At 44.7% G+C, this 15,184-nt stretch carries 14 protein-coding genes; 9 read left to right on the top strand and 5 right to left on the bottom strand.

What is annotated here, in order from left to right; all coding sequences use genetic code 11:
* Nucleotides 1-660: 660 nt before the first annotated feature.
* On the bottom strand, nucleotides 661-891 hold the full coding sequence (locus tag QUA99_RS24615) for a hypothetical protein (RefSeq protein WP_333241637.1): 231 nt from the start codon (nucleotides 889-891) through the stop codon (nucleotides 661-663).
* Entirely contained in the window at nucleotides 878-1,021 is a 144-nt protein-coding gene (locus QUA99_RS24610; protein ID WP_333241635.1) for a hypothetical protein, read from the bottom strand. Before QUA99_RS24610 ends, QUA99_RS24615 begins: the two co-directional genes overlap by 14 nt.
* A gap of 474 nt (nucleotides 1,022-1,495) precedes the next feature.
* Here QUA99_RS24610 and QUA99_RS24605 point away from each other — a divergent pair, with 474 nt between their 5' ends.
* The 8 genes from QUA99_RS24605 (at nucleotide 1,496) to QUA99_RS24570 (ending at nucleotide 11,626) form a co-directional block, all read left to right on the top strand.
* The gene (locus tag QUA99_RS24605; protein WP_333241633.1) at nucleotides 1,496-1,657 is read left to right on the top strand and encodes a hypothetical protein; all 162 of its coding nucleotides are present in this window, start codon (nucleotides 1,496-1,498) and stop codon (nucleotides 1,655-1,657) included.
* A 232-nt stretch (nucleotides 1,658-1,889) separates the two neighbouring features.
* Nucleotides 1,890-3,428, top strand: a complete 1,539-nt coding sequence (locus QUA99_RS24600; protein ID WP_333241631.1) for a class I SAM-dependent DNA methyltransferase — start codon at nucleotides 1,890-1,892, stop codon at nucleotides 3,426-3,428.
* Nucleotides 3,425-4,555, top strand: a complete 1,131-nt coding sequence (locus QUA99_RS24595) for a restriction endonuclease subunit S (RefSeq protein WP_333241629.1) — start codon at nucleotides 3,425-3,427, stop codon at nucleotides 4,553-4,555. The genes QUA99_RS24600 and QUA99_RS24595 overlap by 4 nt, the downstream gene beginning before the upstream one ends.
* Nucleotides 4,506-5,870 carry an AAA family ATPase gene (locus tag QUA99_RS24590; protein WP_333241627.1) on the top strand — a complete coding sequence of 455 codons (1,365 nt, stop codon included), beginning with the start codon at nucleotides 4,506-4,508 and terminating at the stop codon, nucleotides 5,868-5,870. Before QUA99_RS24595 ends, QUA99_RS24590 begins: the two co-directional genes overlap by 50 nt.
* A complete protein-coding gene (locus tag QUA99_RS24585; RefSeq protein WP_333241625.1) occupies nucleotides 5,863-6,345 on the top strand; it encodes a hypothetical protein in 483 nt (160 codons plus the stop codon). Before QUA99_RS24590 ends, QUA99_RS24585 begins: the two co-directional genes overlap by 8 nt.
* 170 nt (nucleotides 6,346-6,515) lie before the next feature.
* A complete protein-coding gene (locus QUA99_RS24580) occupies nucleotides 6,516-9,944 on the top strand; it encodes a DEAD/DEAH box helicase family protein (RefSeq protein ID WP_333241624.1) in 3,429 nt (1,142 codons plus the stop codon).
* A gap of 109 nt (nucleotides 9,945-10,053) precedes the next feature.
* Entirely contained in the window at nucleotides 10,054-10,704 is a 651-nt protein-coding gene (locus QUA99_RS24575; RefSeq protein WP_333241622.1) for a hypothetical protein, read from the top strand.
* A 286-nt stretch (nucleotides 10,705-10,990) separates the two neighbouring features.
* A complete protein-coding gene (locus QUA99_RS24570) occupies nucleotides 10,991-11,626 on the top strand; it encodes a hypothetical protein (RefSeq protein WP_333241620.1) in 636 nt (211 codons plus the stop codon).
* A 361-nt stretch (nucleotides 11,627-11,987) separates the two neighbouring features.
* On the opposite strand, the gene QUA99_RS24565 is transcribed toward QUA99_RS24570, so the two are convergent.
* Nucleotides 11,988-12,203, bottom strand: a complete 216-nt coding sequence (locus tag QUA99_RS24565) for a hypothetical protein (protein WP_333241618.1) — start codon at nucleotides 12,201-12,203, stop codon at nucleotides 11,988-11,990.
* A 619-nt stretch (nucleotides 12,204-12,822) separates the two neighbouring features.
* Here QUA99_RS24565 and QUA99_RS24560 point away from each other — a divergent pair.
* Entirely contained in the window at nucleotides 12,823-13,671 is an 849-nt protein-coding gene (locus QUA99_RS24560; RefSeq protein WP_333241616.1) for an arylamine N-acetyltransferase, read from the top strand.
* A gap of 236 nt (nucleotides 13,672-13,907) precedes the next feature.
* Here QUA99_RS24560 and QUA99_RS24555 read toward each other — a convergent pair whose 3' ends face one another.
* Together QUA99_RS24555 and QUA99_RS24550 are read right to left on the bottom strand one after the other, a co-directional pair.
* Nucleotides 13,908-14,219 carry a YciI family protein gene (locus QUA99_RS24555; protein WP_333241614.1) on the bottom strand — a complete coding sequence of 104 codons (312 nt, stop codon included), beginning with the start codon at nucleotides 14,217-14,219 and terminating at the stop codon, nucleotides 13,908-13,910.
* Nucleotides 14,220-14,351: 132 nt separating this feature from the next.
* Complete coding sequence (locus QUA99_RS24550; RefSeq protein WP_333241613.1) at nucleotides 14,352-15,110, bottom strand: phytochelatin synthase family protein; 759 nt, start codon at nucleotides 15,108-15,110, stop codon at nucleotides 14,352-14,354.
* Between the last annotated feature and the right edge of the window lie 74 nt (nucleotides 15,111-15,184).

The following is a 15,184-nucleotide window of genomic DNA, read 5'->3' as shown; positions in this document are numbered from 1 at the left end:
GAAGCTAAGTGTTGGCTTTTCCCAAAAGCAGCGCATTTTATCATACTTTTGTATACTTGCAAAATCGGGATGCTCCCGTAGTTTTCTGCTACTTTACTATCTCTTTAAAGGACCAAAAACACCTCGGACACCACCCATCAACCCACAATGCTGGAATCTTAAACCTCGCCACACAGTGGGGACATTCCGACAGCAACATTAATTGATGCCGTAGCTTGCGGGGCGGAACGCCATCGCACCCCTGCATCCCCTTAAACTGCCACTCAATCTTATGACAAGGCGACTAGGGATAACACGCCCCACACAACCTAATCGGTTTCAACTTCATGCTCCTGGCCAAAACAGAAGGTTGCATTTCTTGTAACCATTCCAGGCTACTTTCGAGTAACACCCTACGGCAAACCGAAATGCCGAAACTCAGTATAAGGGGCTTCGATCGCACTGATGACACATTGAAGATTTTAGGGAAGAGATATGGCACTAAGGCAAAGATTATCGACTGGATTAACCCCTAGCCCTAACACAAAAGCCCCCAACCTAAGTGCAGACGGCTTCTTTGGGGCGTGTCACCGCTGCATAATGACCTATACATTTTATTGATCATCACCGCTCAAAATTTTAAAAATTGTCTCCACATCTGCCAAGTCCGTCTTACATTTCTTACGTCGGTCTTTCAACTGGCGCGAGCAAAGTTGCCGATTCTGACAAATCCACACTGGCAGGCTGTGCTCCCTGTTCGGCGATTTCCCTTACCAGTTCCCGGTTTTTTTCCAACTGCTGGAGCAATTTGCTATTAGCTTCTGTTAAATCGGCTTTAGCATCGCTCGCGGGCGTTCTCGCTGCTAGCGTACTGCCGGAGAGCTCGATCGCCCGCCCTTCAGGCGTGAACATCAGCCATTTTATCTCTCAACTCTTGCTTGAGCGGCGCTAGTTCTTTGCTCACGCCTGCAACGGTCGCAAGCTGTTCGGTAAGATTGTGCACCTCAAGTCCCAAGTCGCCGTTCCGCTCGTGCAATTGCAAAAGCTCCTTTTCCCGATCGGCGACTTGCTTCTGGGCAGCTCTCCACTCCTACGGCTTGTGATTTATCGTTGCCATCACGAGCGCCGACTATTTCCCACAGATCTGCGCTCAACTCTGCTTTTGCTTGCTCAATCCTACTTGCCTAAGATGCCTTGAGGTCAGCTAGTTTATCAGCTAGCGTCTGTCTAGTACCAGCAAAACACATTCGAGATGGGATTTCTTTTTTCCCTACAGTTACGAGATATGGACAAGTTTCCAGAACACGATCCTCGCTGTGGCCGTGAGACAAAGGGCCAGTGGTGGAGCCAGCCACAAGACATCGCTTTAGCCGACACTCCTGAATTCAGTCAACGCTTCTTCGCTGAAGTGTTCAACGAATTCCCAGCATTGGCGACAAGCGTCGTTTTCTTGCGATGGTCTGTTGGGCCAGACGACCTCTAGGCAGTATTTAACTTCTCTAGTGGTGGGTTTGCCGTGCAGATCGATCCGGGGCTAGAGTACATCTACGTGTGGGGGGCCCGCGAGCATGGGAAGTATGGCGATTGGATGGGCGATCGCGATCGGTTAGCTTCAGCGCTTGAGGATGTCCGTACCTTAGTGTGGTGGTTTGAAAGTTTGTCTAATGCGGTTGAGTGATGATGAGACAAGTGCTCGCTGGTGAGCGATCGTAAATTCCGAAGGCGTTTAGTCTGAACTTTCCCCTGCAAATATTACTTGCATAGACTCAGAAGGCTGTGATCGCAAAGATTTAAATTGAAGTACAAGCAGCCGATAGATTGGGGCTGCATATTTCCAGCCAAACCATATCCAAGCTAAACTGATAATCGCCCAAATTTTTAGAATTATCTATGGGACAAGAAAGCGCAATATGATATCTGGGGAAATCAAAAGTCAAATAGATAAAATCTGGGATGCCTTCTGGTCGGGTGGTATCTCCAATCCCCTCGAAGTCATTGAGCAGATTACTTATCTGCTGTTTCTGCGTCGTCTCGACGATTTACATACTCTGGAAGAAAACAAAGCTAATCGGCTCAAGCGCCCAATGGAACGCCGGATTTTCCCAGAGGGGGAAGATATCAAAAAACGCTCCTACGATGATTTGCGTTGGTCGAGGTTCAAGAATTTTGCACCGAAGGAGATGTTTGAGGTCGTCAACGATCATGTTTTCCCTTTCCTGCGGACTTTGGGAGGCGATGGTTCGACTTACGCGCACCACATGAAGGATGCCCGCTTCACAATTCCGACACCGGCCCTGCTTTCTAAAGTGGTGGATTTGCTGGATGGTGTACCGATGGAAGACAGGGACACTAAAGGCGACCTTTACGAATATATGTTGGGCAAGATTGCCTCGGCTGGACAAAACGGACAGTTTCGCACACCGCGCCACATTATTCAGTTGATGGTGGAACTGACTGCACCCAGCCCAGGTGATGTAATTTGCGATCCAGCTAGTGGGACTTGCGGTTTTCTGGTGGCTGCTAATGAATATCTGCGATCGCATCACCCGGAAATTCTGCGCGATACCAAAATGAGGCAACATTTCCACCATCAGATGTTTCACGGGTTTGATTTTGACAATACCATGCTGCGGATTGGCAGTATGAATATGCTTTTGCATGGCGTAGAAAACCCGGATGTGCGCTATCAAGATTCGCTGGCACAGGAACATTCTGGTGATGAAGAATCTTATACCCTTGTCCTCGCTAATCCGCCTTTTGCTGGGTCGTTGGACTATGAGAACACGGCTAAAGACTTGCAGGCGATCGTCAAAACTAAGAAAACTGAATTGCTATTTTTGGCTCTGTTTTTAAGATTGCTGAAACCAGGGGGACGGGCTGCGGTAATTGTGCCGGATGGGGTGCTTTTTGGTTCTTCTAAGGCTCATAAGGAATTGCGCCGCTTGTTGGTGGAGGAGCAGAAGCTTGATGCTGTAATCTCTCTGCCTGGTGGTGTATTTAAGCCTTATGCGGGTGTTTCTACTGCGATTTTACTATTTACTAAAACTAACTCAGGTGGAACTGATTCTGTTTGGTTCTACAATGTGAATGCTGACGGGTGGAGTTTGGACGATAAAAGAACGCCTTTGCTTTCTGAAGATAAATTAGGTGCTGTGCCTACTTCTGGGTTAACAGCAGAGGAACATACTAAGAATAATCTGCCGGATGTGTTGAGTCGTTGGCAACTGCGAAATACTACCGAACGAGAGCGATCACGTACTGCTCAAAGTTTCTGTGTACCCAAGGCGGATATTGCTTCTCAGGGGTATGACCTCAGTCTGAATCGTTATAAGGAAGTGGTGCATGAAGAAGTGGAACATCGCGCACCCAAAGACATCCTCGCTAATTTAACGAAGTTAGAGGTGGAAATTCAGCAGGGGATGAAGGATTTGGAGGGTCTGCTGGGATGAGTAGCTTCACAACAATTGAGGACGTTTGTGATCTTGTGACCGATGGGACACATTACACACCAAAGAATGTAGGTTTAGGAATTCCATTTCTGACAGTAAAAGATGTAACAGATGTTGAGCTTGATTTCACTAATTGTTCATTCATCTCTGATGCAGACTACCAAATCGCAAAACTTGGTAATTCTGCACCTCAAAAAGGAGATGTTTTATTTTCCAAGGACGGTACTGTCGGTAAAGTCCATATTGTCAATACTGACAAACCTTTTGCGGTCCTTTCGTCTCTAGCTATTCTTCGTCCAAACAAAAAATTAATAGAATCTCAATATCTAGGTAATGTATTGCGCTTGCCATTAGTTCTAGACGATGCCCTCAAGCGAAAAACTGGGTCAGCAATACGAAGAATTATTCTTGCAGATTTAAAAAGAGTACGGTTCCCACTACCATCACTAGAGGAACAGAGGCGGATTGCAGAGATACTCGATCGCGCCGAAGAACTCAGGTCTAAACGTCGGGAGGCGATCGCACAACTCGACACCCTCACCCAAGCCATCTTCATAGAAATGTTCGGCAATCCTGTTACTAATGCTATGGGGTGGGAAATTCAACCTTTTGGTAAACTTGTTATTAATAAAGATTCCAAAAGAAAGCCAGTAAAAGAAGAAAATCGCACTAAACAAGAAAAAATTTATCCTTATTATGGAGCAATTGGAATTATTGATTATGTTGATCATTTTTTATTTGAAGGAACTAATTTACTAATAGAAGAAGATGGAATGAATTTAGTAACCCGTAATAAACCAATTGCTCTAATTGCACAAGGAAAATATTGGGTAAATAATCATGCTCATGTTGTTTGTGAAAAAGAAAAAATAAACTTAAATTATCTTTGTCATTATTTAAACTATCAGGATATTAGTAACTTTGTAACAGGAATTGATCAAAAGAAACTGAATAGAACAAATTTAGACCAAATCCCTGTGATTCTTCCGCCCCTCCCCCTCCAACGCGAATTCGCCAAACGCGTCGAAGCCGTAGAAAAACTCAAAGCAGCACACCGCGCCACACTGTCAGAATTCGATGCCCTCTTTTATTCCCTCCAACATCGAGCATTTAGAGGAGAATTATGACATGAGCGCCATGCTAACGGAATTTACCCTCGCCAACTTCAAAAGTTACAGCACAAGCCGCTTACCCCTTGGATCGCTAACCGTACTAATCGGAGCCAATGCCGCAGGCAAAAGTAACGCCCTTGAAGGTTTGCGCTTTCTGTCATGGCTAGCACAAGGTCAAAAACTCTCCAGCATTCAATATGCCGTGAATAGTGCAGAGCGTGTTGTACGCGGTCGAGTAAATGACTTGTGCCATCGGGGAGAGTCAAATTTTACCATTGGTTGCCGTTTAGACTACCCAGATTGGAACCAACTCGATATAACCCTGAATGTGCGTGACGGAGAACTGCACATCAGTAATGAGCGAATCGTTGGCGCGACAAGTCAAGTGCCACTATATGACCTAGATCAGCCTTCTCAAGGAGTAGGGACTGATGTTGGTGTCGCATATAACAACTTTACAAAAGGGAAGAACAAGCCACGAGTAACGTGCAGCGATCAGATGGCTATATTCGTGCAATTAGACACCCCTGCCCATTTTGATGCAAAGTACCCCAAATCCCAAAAGATAATTCCTGAAACCGTCCGCGAATATCAAAAAGTCTTACAAAATATCCTATTTTTAGATCCCGTCCCCGCCAGAATGCGCGAGTACAGCTTCAAATCTGATAAGCGATTACAAGAAGATGGCACTAATCTTTCCAGCGTTTTGTATCGCTTGTGGGAGAACCAAGCCGAAAATCGCGAGGCAATTCTCAACTTTATTCAGAGTTTACCAGAACAAGCTATAGATGGGCTAGATTTCCTTTTCGGTCCACGGGATGAAGTCATGGTGCAATTAGCAGAAACATTTGGCAATACCCGCCGCTATTGTGAGGCTGCATTATTATCCGATGGCACTTTACGGGTGTTAGCGATCGCCGCTGCTATGCTATCGGCTACCGAAGGCAGTTTAGTTGTCATCGAGGAAATCGACAACGGCGTTCATCCCAACCGCGCCAAGCATTTACTCGCCAGCATCCGAGATATTGCCGAACGTCGTAAATTGCGAGTGCTGCTATCGACTCATAACCCCGCGTTAATGGATGCCTTACCCGATGCTGCCCTGGGTGATGTAGTGTTTTGTTACCGCAATCCAGAGGCAGGAGATAGCCGCCTGGTACGGCTTGGAGAAATGTATGATTTTCCAAGTCTGATATCTCAGGGGCCGCTCGGTCAACTGGTAACTGCTGGGATAGTCGATCGATTCGTCAAATCGCCGCACACCCCTGAAGACAGAAAGCAGCAAGCGATGGCATGGCTATCTCGGTTGCAGGAATACGGCAATGAGTAGTATTTGCTTGATTGATACGAGCATATTCCTCGAAATACTCAACGTTCCCAACTATAATCAGCATAGAGAATCAGTTCTCGAAGATTTTAAGACTTATTCTCTAGCTGGCTGTACTTTTCTATTGCCAATGGCAACCATACTCGAAACAGGCAACCACATCGCCCAAAACGGGGACGGCACAATGCGAAGGAAAACCGCCATACGTTTTGTTAAAGAAGTTAAAGCAGCCTTCACAGGCGTAGCGCCCTGGAGGCCTACTACATTCCCGAGCACAGCGGAAATACTGGAGTGGATTGACCAGTTCCCTGATGAAGCTGGCAAAAACAAAGCTCCTAATAAACAAGAAGGAACAAGTTTCGGCGATCTCAGCATCATTCAGGAATTTCATAAGTCCTGTAATATCTTCTCAATGAGTGAAGTTTTTATCTGGTCACTAGACAAGGATTTAGAGAACTATCACCAAATGCCTACATAAATATAGCAATCCTAAATGATTATACTCGTTCCCAGGCTCTGCCTGGTAACGCATATCCGGAGGCTCTGCCTCCATAGTCTGGGCCGAGGCAGAGCCTCTCGACATCAGTTCCCAGGCAGAGCCTGGGAACCAGTTAACCAATTATTGAAACTGATTTAGGATTGCTATATATGAGCCAGTTTACCTTCCTCCAAGCTGAATTCCCCACAATTTATGAATCCGCCACCAAAGCAGTTGATGCAGTACATCCCGACCCTCGCACTGCCTGCTTTTATGCCCGTCGAGCCTTGGAGTTAACCGTTAATTGGTTATATAAATACGATAATTCTCTAGAACTGCCTTATCAAGATAATCTAAGCAGCTTGATTCACGAACCTACTTTTAAAACCTTAGTAGGTGAAGCAATCTTTAACAAAGCAAGAGTCATTATCAAACTAGGAAATCAGGCCGTACACAGTACCCGACCTATCTCTGTGAATGATGCTATAAATGCTGTACGGGAGCTGTTTCATGTTGCATACTGGTTAGCACATACCTATGGACGCAGTAGCAAACCCAATTCGGGGCTTACCTTCAACTCTGACGCATTGCTTAAGAGTGCACCAGTTCCTAAACAAACCATTGAACAACTTCAGAAACTAGAAACTCAACTACACGATCGCGATGAAAAGCTCTCAACACTTCTAGCAGACAAAAATGCACTTGATGAAGAACTGAAACAACTACGGGCCCAATTAGCAGCAGTCAAGAAAGCCAGTGTCACCCAACCCGATACCCACGACTATTCTGAAGCTCAAACCCGCGATATTTTTATAGACCTTTTGTTAAAAGAAGCAGGATGGAACCTAGACCAAAAGCGCGATCGAGAGTTTCCGGTTACAGGGATGCCCAATTCATCAAATCAAGGTTTTGTTGATTACGTCCTCTGGGGCGATGATGGTAAACCTCTGGCAGTCGTAGAAGCTAAGCGTACCCGAAACGACCCCCGCACCGGGCAACAACAGGCTAAGCTATATGCCGATTGCCTAGAAAGCCAATTTAATCAGCGTCCAGTTATTTTCTACTCTAACGGTTACGAGCATTGGCTGTGGGATGATACTAATTATCCACCGCGACAGGTGCAAGGATTTTATAAAAAAACGGAATTACAATTACTTATACAGCGCCGAGCTACCCGTAAATCTTTAGCAGCAGGCACAATTAACTCTACCATTGCCGAACGCTATTATCAAACTCGTGCCATCCGTCACATTACCGAAGCCTTAGAGACTGATAAAGACCGCAAAGCCCTGATAGTTATGGCGACTGGTGCAGGCAAAACCAGAACAGCGATCGCCTTGGTCGATCTGCTGATGCGTTGTAACTGGGTAAAACGGGCATTATTTTTAGCCGATCGTGTAGCTTTGGTAAATCAGGCAATCAATGTATTTAAGAAACATCTCCCCGATGCCGCGCCAGTAAACTTAGTCACAGAAAAAGATACCGAAGGACGAGTATTTGCTTGCACCTATCCAACCATGATGGGATTAATTAATGATACCCGTGACGGCCAGCGTCGTTTTGGCGTAGGGCATTTTGACCTAATTATTATTGATGAAGCTCACCGATCTGTCTTCCAGAAATACCGTACCATTTTCAACTACTTTGATTCTGTCTTGCTAGGGCTAACCGCTACACCAAAGGATGAAATTGACCGCAACACTTACGGACTCTTTGACTTAGAAAATGGCGTACCTACCGATGCTTACTCGCTTGAAGATGCCGTTAAAGATGGTTATCTAGTCCCCCTGAAAGCAGTATCAGTGCCGCTTAAGTTTCAACGACAAGGCATAAATTATGGCGAACTCTCTGAAGCAGAAAGAGAAGAATGGGATGCGCTTGAATGGGACACGGAAGGCAATGCCCCTGAGCGCGTAGAAGCAGAAGCAGTCAACAAATGGTTATTCAATAAAGATACCGTGGATAAGGTGCTAGAGCATCTGATGACTAGGGGATTAAAAGTTGCTGGGGGCGATCGGCTCGGCAAAACCATTATTTTCGCTAAAAATCAAGATCATGCAGAATTTATTGCTGAGCGGTTCAACGCCAACTACCCCCACTTTAAAGGTGAGTTTGCCCGCGTCATTACCTTCAAAACCTCCTATGCTCAAAGTCTGATTGATAACTTTTCCCAAAAAGATAAAGAACCTCATATCGCAATCTCAGTGGATATGCTCGACACAGGGATTGACGTGCCAGAGGTAGTTAATTTGGTGCTGTTCAAAATTGTTCGCTCCAAAACTAAGTTCTGGCAGATGATAGGACGAGGTACGAGGCTATGCCCTGACCTATTTGGACTGGGGCAAGATAAAGAATTTTTTTACCTGTTTGATTATTGCCAAAATTTAGAGTTTTTTCAACACAACTCAGAGACGGTTAATGCACCCATAACTAAATCATTGGGTCAGCAATTGTTTACCGCTCGATTAGAATTAATTGGAGAGCTGGATAAAAGACTACCTGGAAATCCACCAATTAATCCAGCAAAAGTGAGCAAAATTCAAGAGTATCAAGCAACCTCTAAAGAACCCAGTACCGATGCAGAATTGCGCCAGGAACTAGCCAATTTACTCAATACCGAAGTGGCGGCTATGAATCCTGAAAACTTCATAGTGCGACCTAAACAACGATTCGTAGAGAAATATGCTAATTCCGCAGCATGGGCATCGTTATCGATCGATGATTTTCTGGAACTCAGTCAAGAAATAGCTGGTTTGCCCTCTCAATTGGAAACAGAAACAGAAGAAATAAAAAGATTTGATGTTCTGATGCTGAAGTTACAATTAGCAATCCTGCGCTCAGACTCTACGTTTAAGCGTTTACAAGAACAGGTGAAGTCACTTGCAGGATTGTTAGAGGAGAAATCTGCCATTCCCTTCGTGCAAGAACAGTTAGCCCTGATTCAGGATGTACAAACCGATGAGTGGTGGCAAGATGTGACATTACCAATGCTGGAGGTGTTACGCAAACGCCTACGGGGGTTAATAAAGCTGATTGAGAAACAAAAACGCCAACCTATTTACACCGACTTTGAGGATGTAATGGGGGATGAGATAATAGTAGAGTTGCCTGGTTTTACAGCATTAGATAACTTTGATAAGTTCCGCGCTAAAGCCAGGGCTTTTTTGCGATCGCATGAAGATCATGTGGTCATTTTTAAACTACGAACTAACAAACAGCTCACTCCATCCGATCTATCTGAGTTAGAGAAGATATTGCTAGAAAACAAATTAGGGGTAGAGGAGGATATAGAGCGTGCGAAAGAAGAGTCACACGGGTTAGGTTTATTCGTCCGTTCCTTAGTAGGACTAGATCGGGAGGTAGCCAAGCAGGAACTGGCTAAGTTTATATCTGGTAAAAATCTTAACTCCAATCAGATTGAATTTGTGGATATGATTGTGAATTACCTAACCGCACATGGCGCAATGGATGCAGCAATCCTTTATGAATCCCCATTTACCGACATTACGCCACAGGGGCCAGAGGGATTATTTACCTCGACTCAGCTAGATGAATTATTTCTTATACTTGAAGAAGTATATTCACGGGCTGCTGCATAAGAAACAGCAATAGGCAATATCATTATTTGTAACAATACATAACTGATTTACTTGACGAGAGAGGCGCTGCTTCAATCAGGGCATTAAGAATTATAGGCAATTGAAGAAAATGAAACAAAACAAACAACAACTTGCTATTGCGAATAAAATCAAAAAATGGATTCAAGCCACCAAGGAAGTTGAAAAAGCTCGATTGGCTATACCGATAACCAGACTGACGAGTATCAAAAGTTTATGCACCGATGAAGTTGCTGCCGAAAAGTTTGCGCTCTACATTGCCCAACGGGTGCAGCAGCAGATAAATCAGGCGAAATGTCCCGAACACTTCACGGATGAAGAATGGGAACAGCAAAAACAGTTAGTGGATGAAGCGATCGCACTGATGGACAGTTACCGAGAAAACCCTAGTTACGAAAACCGGCAATCTTTGAGAAACTTATTGAGAGACATTGATGGGGTACAAGGGGATGACTACCGCAAATTTAGGTGGACAACGGTGCGCTTTGTTCGCAGTGGAGATTTACTAAAGCTAGAGTATGCACTGCGCTGTTTTGTAGAGACAGATTTCCCCTATTGGGTTTACAAGTTAGCTAGAGAATATGTAGAAGGCTATGGATTGCAGTCGGGTTCGGGTATCGTTGCTGAATCCGTACCCATGTTGTTGGAAGTAGCAGAATTTTGGTGTCAGTATTATTTCAATCAGAGTTTGAACGAGAAATTTCCCGATGGGGGCGTGAGCTGCGTTCGACCCAACCCGTGAAAATTTTCAGAGGAAGATTGAGAGTTTGTTAAGTCTGCGACCCCTAAAATTGTGAAAACCTGTGACAGGGTGGGTGTACCATTAAAAATCTAGGCGGGGAAACTTAAATTTTTCATCTATGACTTGGAACCGCTACAGATTCATCAGGATAATCTAATTTCCCCATCTACGACTCGAAACTGCTACGGCAAGGTCAGGATATAATAAATAACTTGTTGCGCTAACAGGTTTTTCGTGCTGGTAACTGGTTGATAAAGGAAAGAAAGCAACAGCGAAGGTTAGTAAAATGGATGAAGTCGTCAAGAAAGTAGCTGCTTTGGGTTTACCAGGTATCATCTTGGTAGTGACGATGGCTGCGACAGGTTTAACAGGAGCGGCTGCAATCACAGCAGCTCTAGCATTTCTAGGTGGCCCGGCAGGAATGCTCGGAGGCATTGCCGTACTAGGTTTGACGGGATTGATTGCAGATGCCTTAACAAAAGTAGGGTTAGAGGACTTGCTGACAGCAATTTATTGCCAAAGGCGCTTATCCGAGCCACACGGGAAACTTTTAGAGGAGATTGAGCAATTATCCCTGTTTGATGGCGATATCAAACAAAGGCTCAAGCAAACTGTGACAGATGGATGTGGCTGTTCAGCAACCAGCGCTGCAAACATTTCAGATGTTACCCTTGAGGCTCGCGCCATTTTAGAAGCTGTCCCAGGAATGACACCAGCACACCACAGGGATTTTAACAGTTCCAATCCGATTATCAGACTTAGGGATGGAACAGCAGTTAGGGCTTGGAAAAACCCCCTCGGCGTTGACCACATTTTTTTAGCCGATCGCGATGGCAAAATGATTTACGGTGGCTTCGTAGGCTGGATTCACAGCGAGGGGTTGAATCAAGCGCTCTTGCAAATGAGAAGAGACTTGACGTAAAGTAGATAGGATAGAAAGCATATTGTAAATAAAAGTTAAGTTTTCCAAACCACTACCATGCCCTTATTAAAACCTAAAGGCAATCTAGCAGAAACTTAAAGACTAAATCACTGAGAATTTGATAACTGTTGCCAAGTCAGATTCATTAATACTATCTTGCTTTACAGCAGCCCAAAGTTTCAGAAATATAGCACTCGCTGTTGTCCAAAAAGTAAGCACTGTATATCAAACCAGCACTCATAAATATCTAAAATTTTGATAGTCGTCTTGGGAGGCTTTTTTTACGCCTCACCGCAAAAGCCTCCCACACTTCTTTGAACTCAGAACTCGATCGCTCCAAAATCCATCTGTGACCATCGCTCTAAATCTTGCCTTCAAACCTCTGATGCCAGAGGATATACCCCGACACGGTAATAACCAGAGTGATGCCTCCTCCTACCCAAGCCAGAATAGGATTGTAACCGCTACGGCTGAGGGTCTGCATCCATAGATGGGTGCGAGCGTCGGATATTAACCAATCTGCGACGACCGGAAAAAGATACATCAAAGATGCACCAACGATAAGCCAGCCCACCATAGAGGCGACCAGAAAGATAGTTTTGGCTGTAGATTGGCTACCCATGAGCAATTGCGGTAAAGAACTAACTTTGAGATTAGCTCTTGAGATGCGTTATGTCAGCACAGGTATAGCCCGAGACAGTGGGCGATGCAAGCGTGAAACTGTAGAATTGATTTGAAGCCAAAGGTAAAGGGCGTTGCTGATTTAGGGTATGAAGGGCTAAATATGCAAGTCAGAGAAACCAGTATCCACAAAACTTCGGGATTTTCAAGTTATTTTTTTCATACCCTGATTAAGCAACGCTAGTAGCAGATGTTCCCTCACCGCATCAGACACAGTGTTATCACGGCTGCACTGGACGCAACAGAGGGGAATGTAAGAAAAGTGCAGAAACTCAGCAGACACAAAAATTTAAATACCTTGATGGTGTATGCGATAATCGCGGCCCCGACCAAAGAGACATTACCGATTTACTTGATGGGATGAAAGGAGCGATATGCAGGGGAAGTGGATGATTCGACGTGAAGGAGCGAGCGAAATCTATGATTTCTCCGATGCTAAACATGAAGCAACGTTGGATACATAATAATTAATTACTCCCCATGAATAAACTCAGCATTGACTCTAATAATAAAATATGCAATTACAACAACGACTGACTGAAATCGACCTTGATGCCTATTTTCAACGAATTGGCTATAGCGGTGACTGCTCACCCAGGCTGACAACGTTACAGGCAATTCATCAACGACATTCCCACACGATCGCCTTTGAAAACCTCAATTCACTCCTGAAACAACCTGTGAAGCTGGATTTAGCATCCTTGCAACAAAAACTAATCCACGAGGGACGGGGCGGCTATTGTTTTGAGCAAAATTTACTGTTGCGGGCTGTGTTGCTTGCTCTTGGCTTTCAGGTAACGAATCTAGCAGCTCGCGTGCTGTGGAATTTGCCATCCGGGACGATCGCACCTCGCAGTCATATGGTGCTGGGGGTCAATATTGATGGAGAGCCATACATTGCAGATGTGGGATTCGGAGGGTTAACGCTTACCGCGCCGCTTGCTTTGACACCAGATATTGAACAACCTACATCCCACGAACCATTTCGATTGAGCGCAGCGGATCGCAGCTACATTATGCAAGCATATATCAAGCAGGAGTGGAAATCCCTTTACAGATTCGAGCTTCAGGAGCAAGAATTACCCGATTATGAGGTGAGCAATTGGTATGTTTCAACTCATCCCAACTCGATTTTTGTTACTAATTTGATGGTGGCAAAACCGGATTCAAATTGTCGTTATGCCTTGTGGAATAATCAGTTTACGGTGCATTATTTGGATGATCGAACAGAACATCGCGTCCTTTCAACGGTTGCAGAGTTACGCGCTACCCTTGAGAGTGTTTTTTGTCTCAACCTGGAAGCGATCGCTGAACTCGATCGGATGTTACAACAATTAATTGAGCGATCGTGTGCGATGACCTAACAATTCTCTCGGTTAACGGTCAATCAATGTAACGTACCGTTCTTTCCCCGTTAATCTATCAGGGCTGCAGCCGAAATACGTGCAAAAGAGGACAAGAAGTAAAGTTTTGTAAATATAAGACAAAATGACTTGAAGTAGCAAAGCCTGAAATACTTAGCAGTAAAAGATTTCCGTTTTGGGGTTCTGTACAAGGGCAGAGAGAGTAGTAGTAATACTCTGCCTTCTCAATAATTGGTTTAACAGTCAGCAAAACGCTCGCACCCAATATGCACCTGCCACTCCACTACTCTAGTAGATTCTGCTAACATACCATCCAGGGCGCGGGGACTGCTGTTAACAATCTTTTGAGCTTCTTCCACATTTTCTGCCTGAATCACCCAAAGCCCTGTTCCATCATGGGGAAAAAACGGGCCACAACACAGTAGTATTCCTTTCTCCTGTTGCTCGCGAAACCAAGCTAGCTGATTTGGGTCGTGTTCTGGGTGAGCGTTTTTGTAATCGTAATACTCTGGAATGGTTGCTACAACAACGGCAAAAAGTTTAGACATAATGCTTTTCCAAAACAGATAAAGTTCAAATCAAAAATAGCATAATACTCCTATTACTTTTGGTCGAAACCGCCGTTTTGTCATTTTTGAGTAATGCTTGAAGCCCAGCTATGCAATGCCTAATTCTCTAGTTTACTGGCGCACAACGAGATAGCCCCGTGTCTTTTTGGAAATTGAATCAGTAGTATTCATCGCTTTCCAAAGATTTTCAGTAGAAGTCCATACAGGCGGATATTTATAACTGGCTACGTCTTCAATCAAAAACCGATCGCTTTGTTCGTGATAGGCAGCGAGGGGAGAAATATGCCCGCTTTTACCCTGACCCAAAACAGAGCGTTGGTAGTTCACGATTATATAGTCGCCAGAACGGGCAAGGTTAGCTTTAGCTTGGGTACGAAATTGCTTAAGTGTTATCTCCGACGCATAATAGACCTCAACTTTGACGTTGTGACTTCTGAGCAAAGCCGCTAATTCATCAAGGGTCATGCCCGAAAAAGTGACGGCATAAGAAGAACGGATGCTCTGGGTTTGACCGTCAAAAAAGGTGTCTTGGGTTAGGGTGCGATATCCCTGTTTTTTGCTGCCGAGTGCATTCAGAACCGTCACACTGCTAGCCACACCACAATATGCTGGACGTTTTTGGGTTTCAATGTGGGTGCTAAGCGGTTGAAAATCCTGTTTGCTCTTGCTCTGGCTCAATAGCTGTTGTCCTTCGGGTGATTCTAGAGAAACTAAAGTTTTGGGAAGTGGTAGTCGGTCAACAGAAGGTGGCGAGAAAAGTTTCCAGGTAAAAACGCTTAAACCTGTGCCGAAGATTAGTAGAATACCCCCTCCAGCTTTTATTAGTCGTCCTCGCCATCGGTGATTGCCAGACGTTTGATTTAAGTCCATATCTTCATCTTTCTCCCGAACAGTTGTTTAAAAAAGTGTTAGTCAGAATGGGTCGTGGGATAATTAAACATTAC

This window comes from Microcoleus sp. F10-B2, assembly GCF_036704965.1.
Classification (GTDB): Bacteria; Cyanobacteriota; Cyanobacteriia; order Cyanobacteriales; family Microcoleaceae; genus Microcoleus.
The sequence above is the reverse complement of the archived record's forward strand: the minus strand, read 5'-3'. Positions and strand labels throughout refer to the sequence as shown.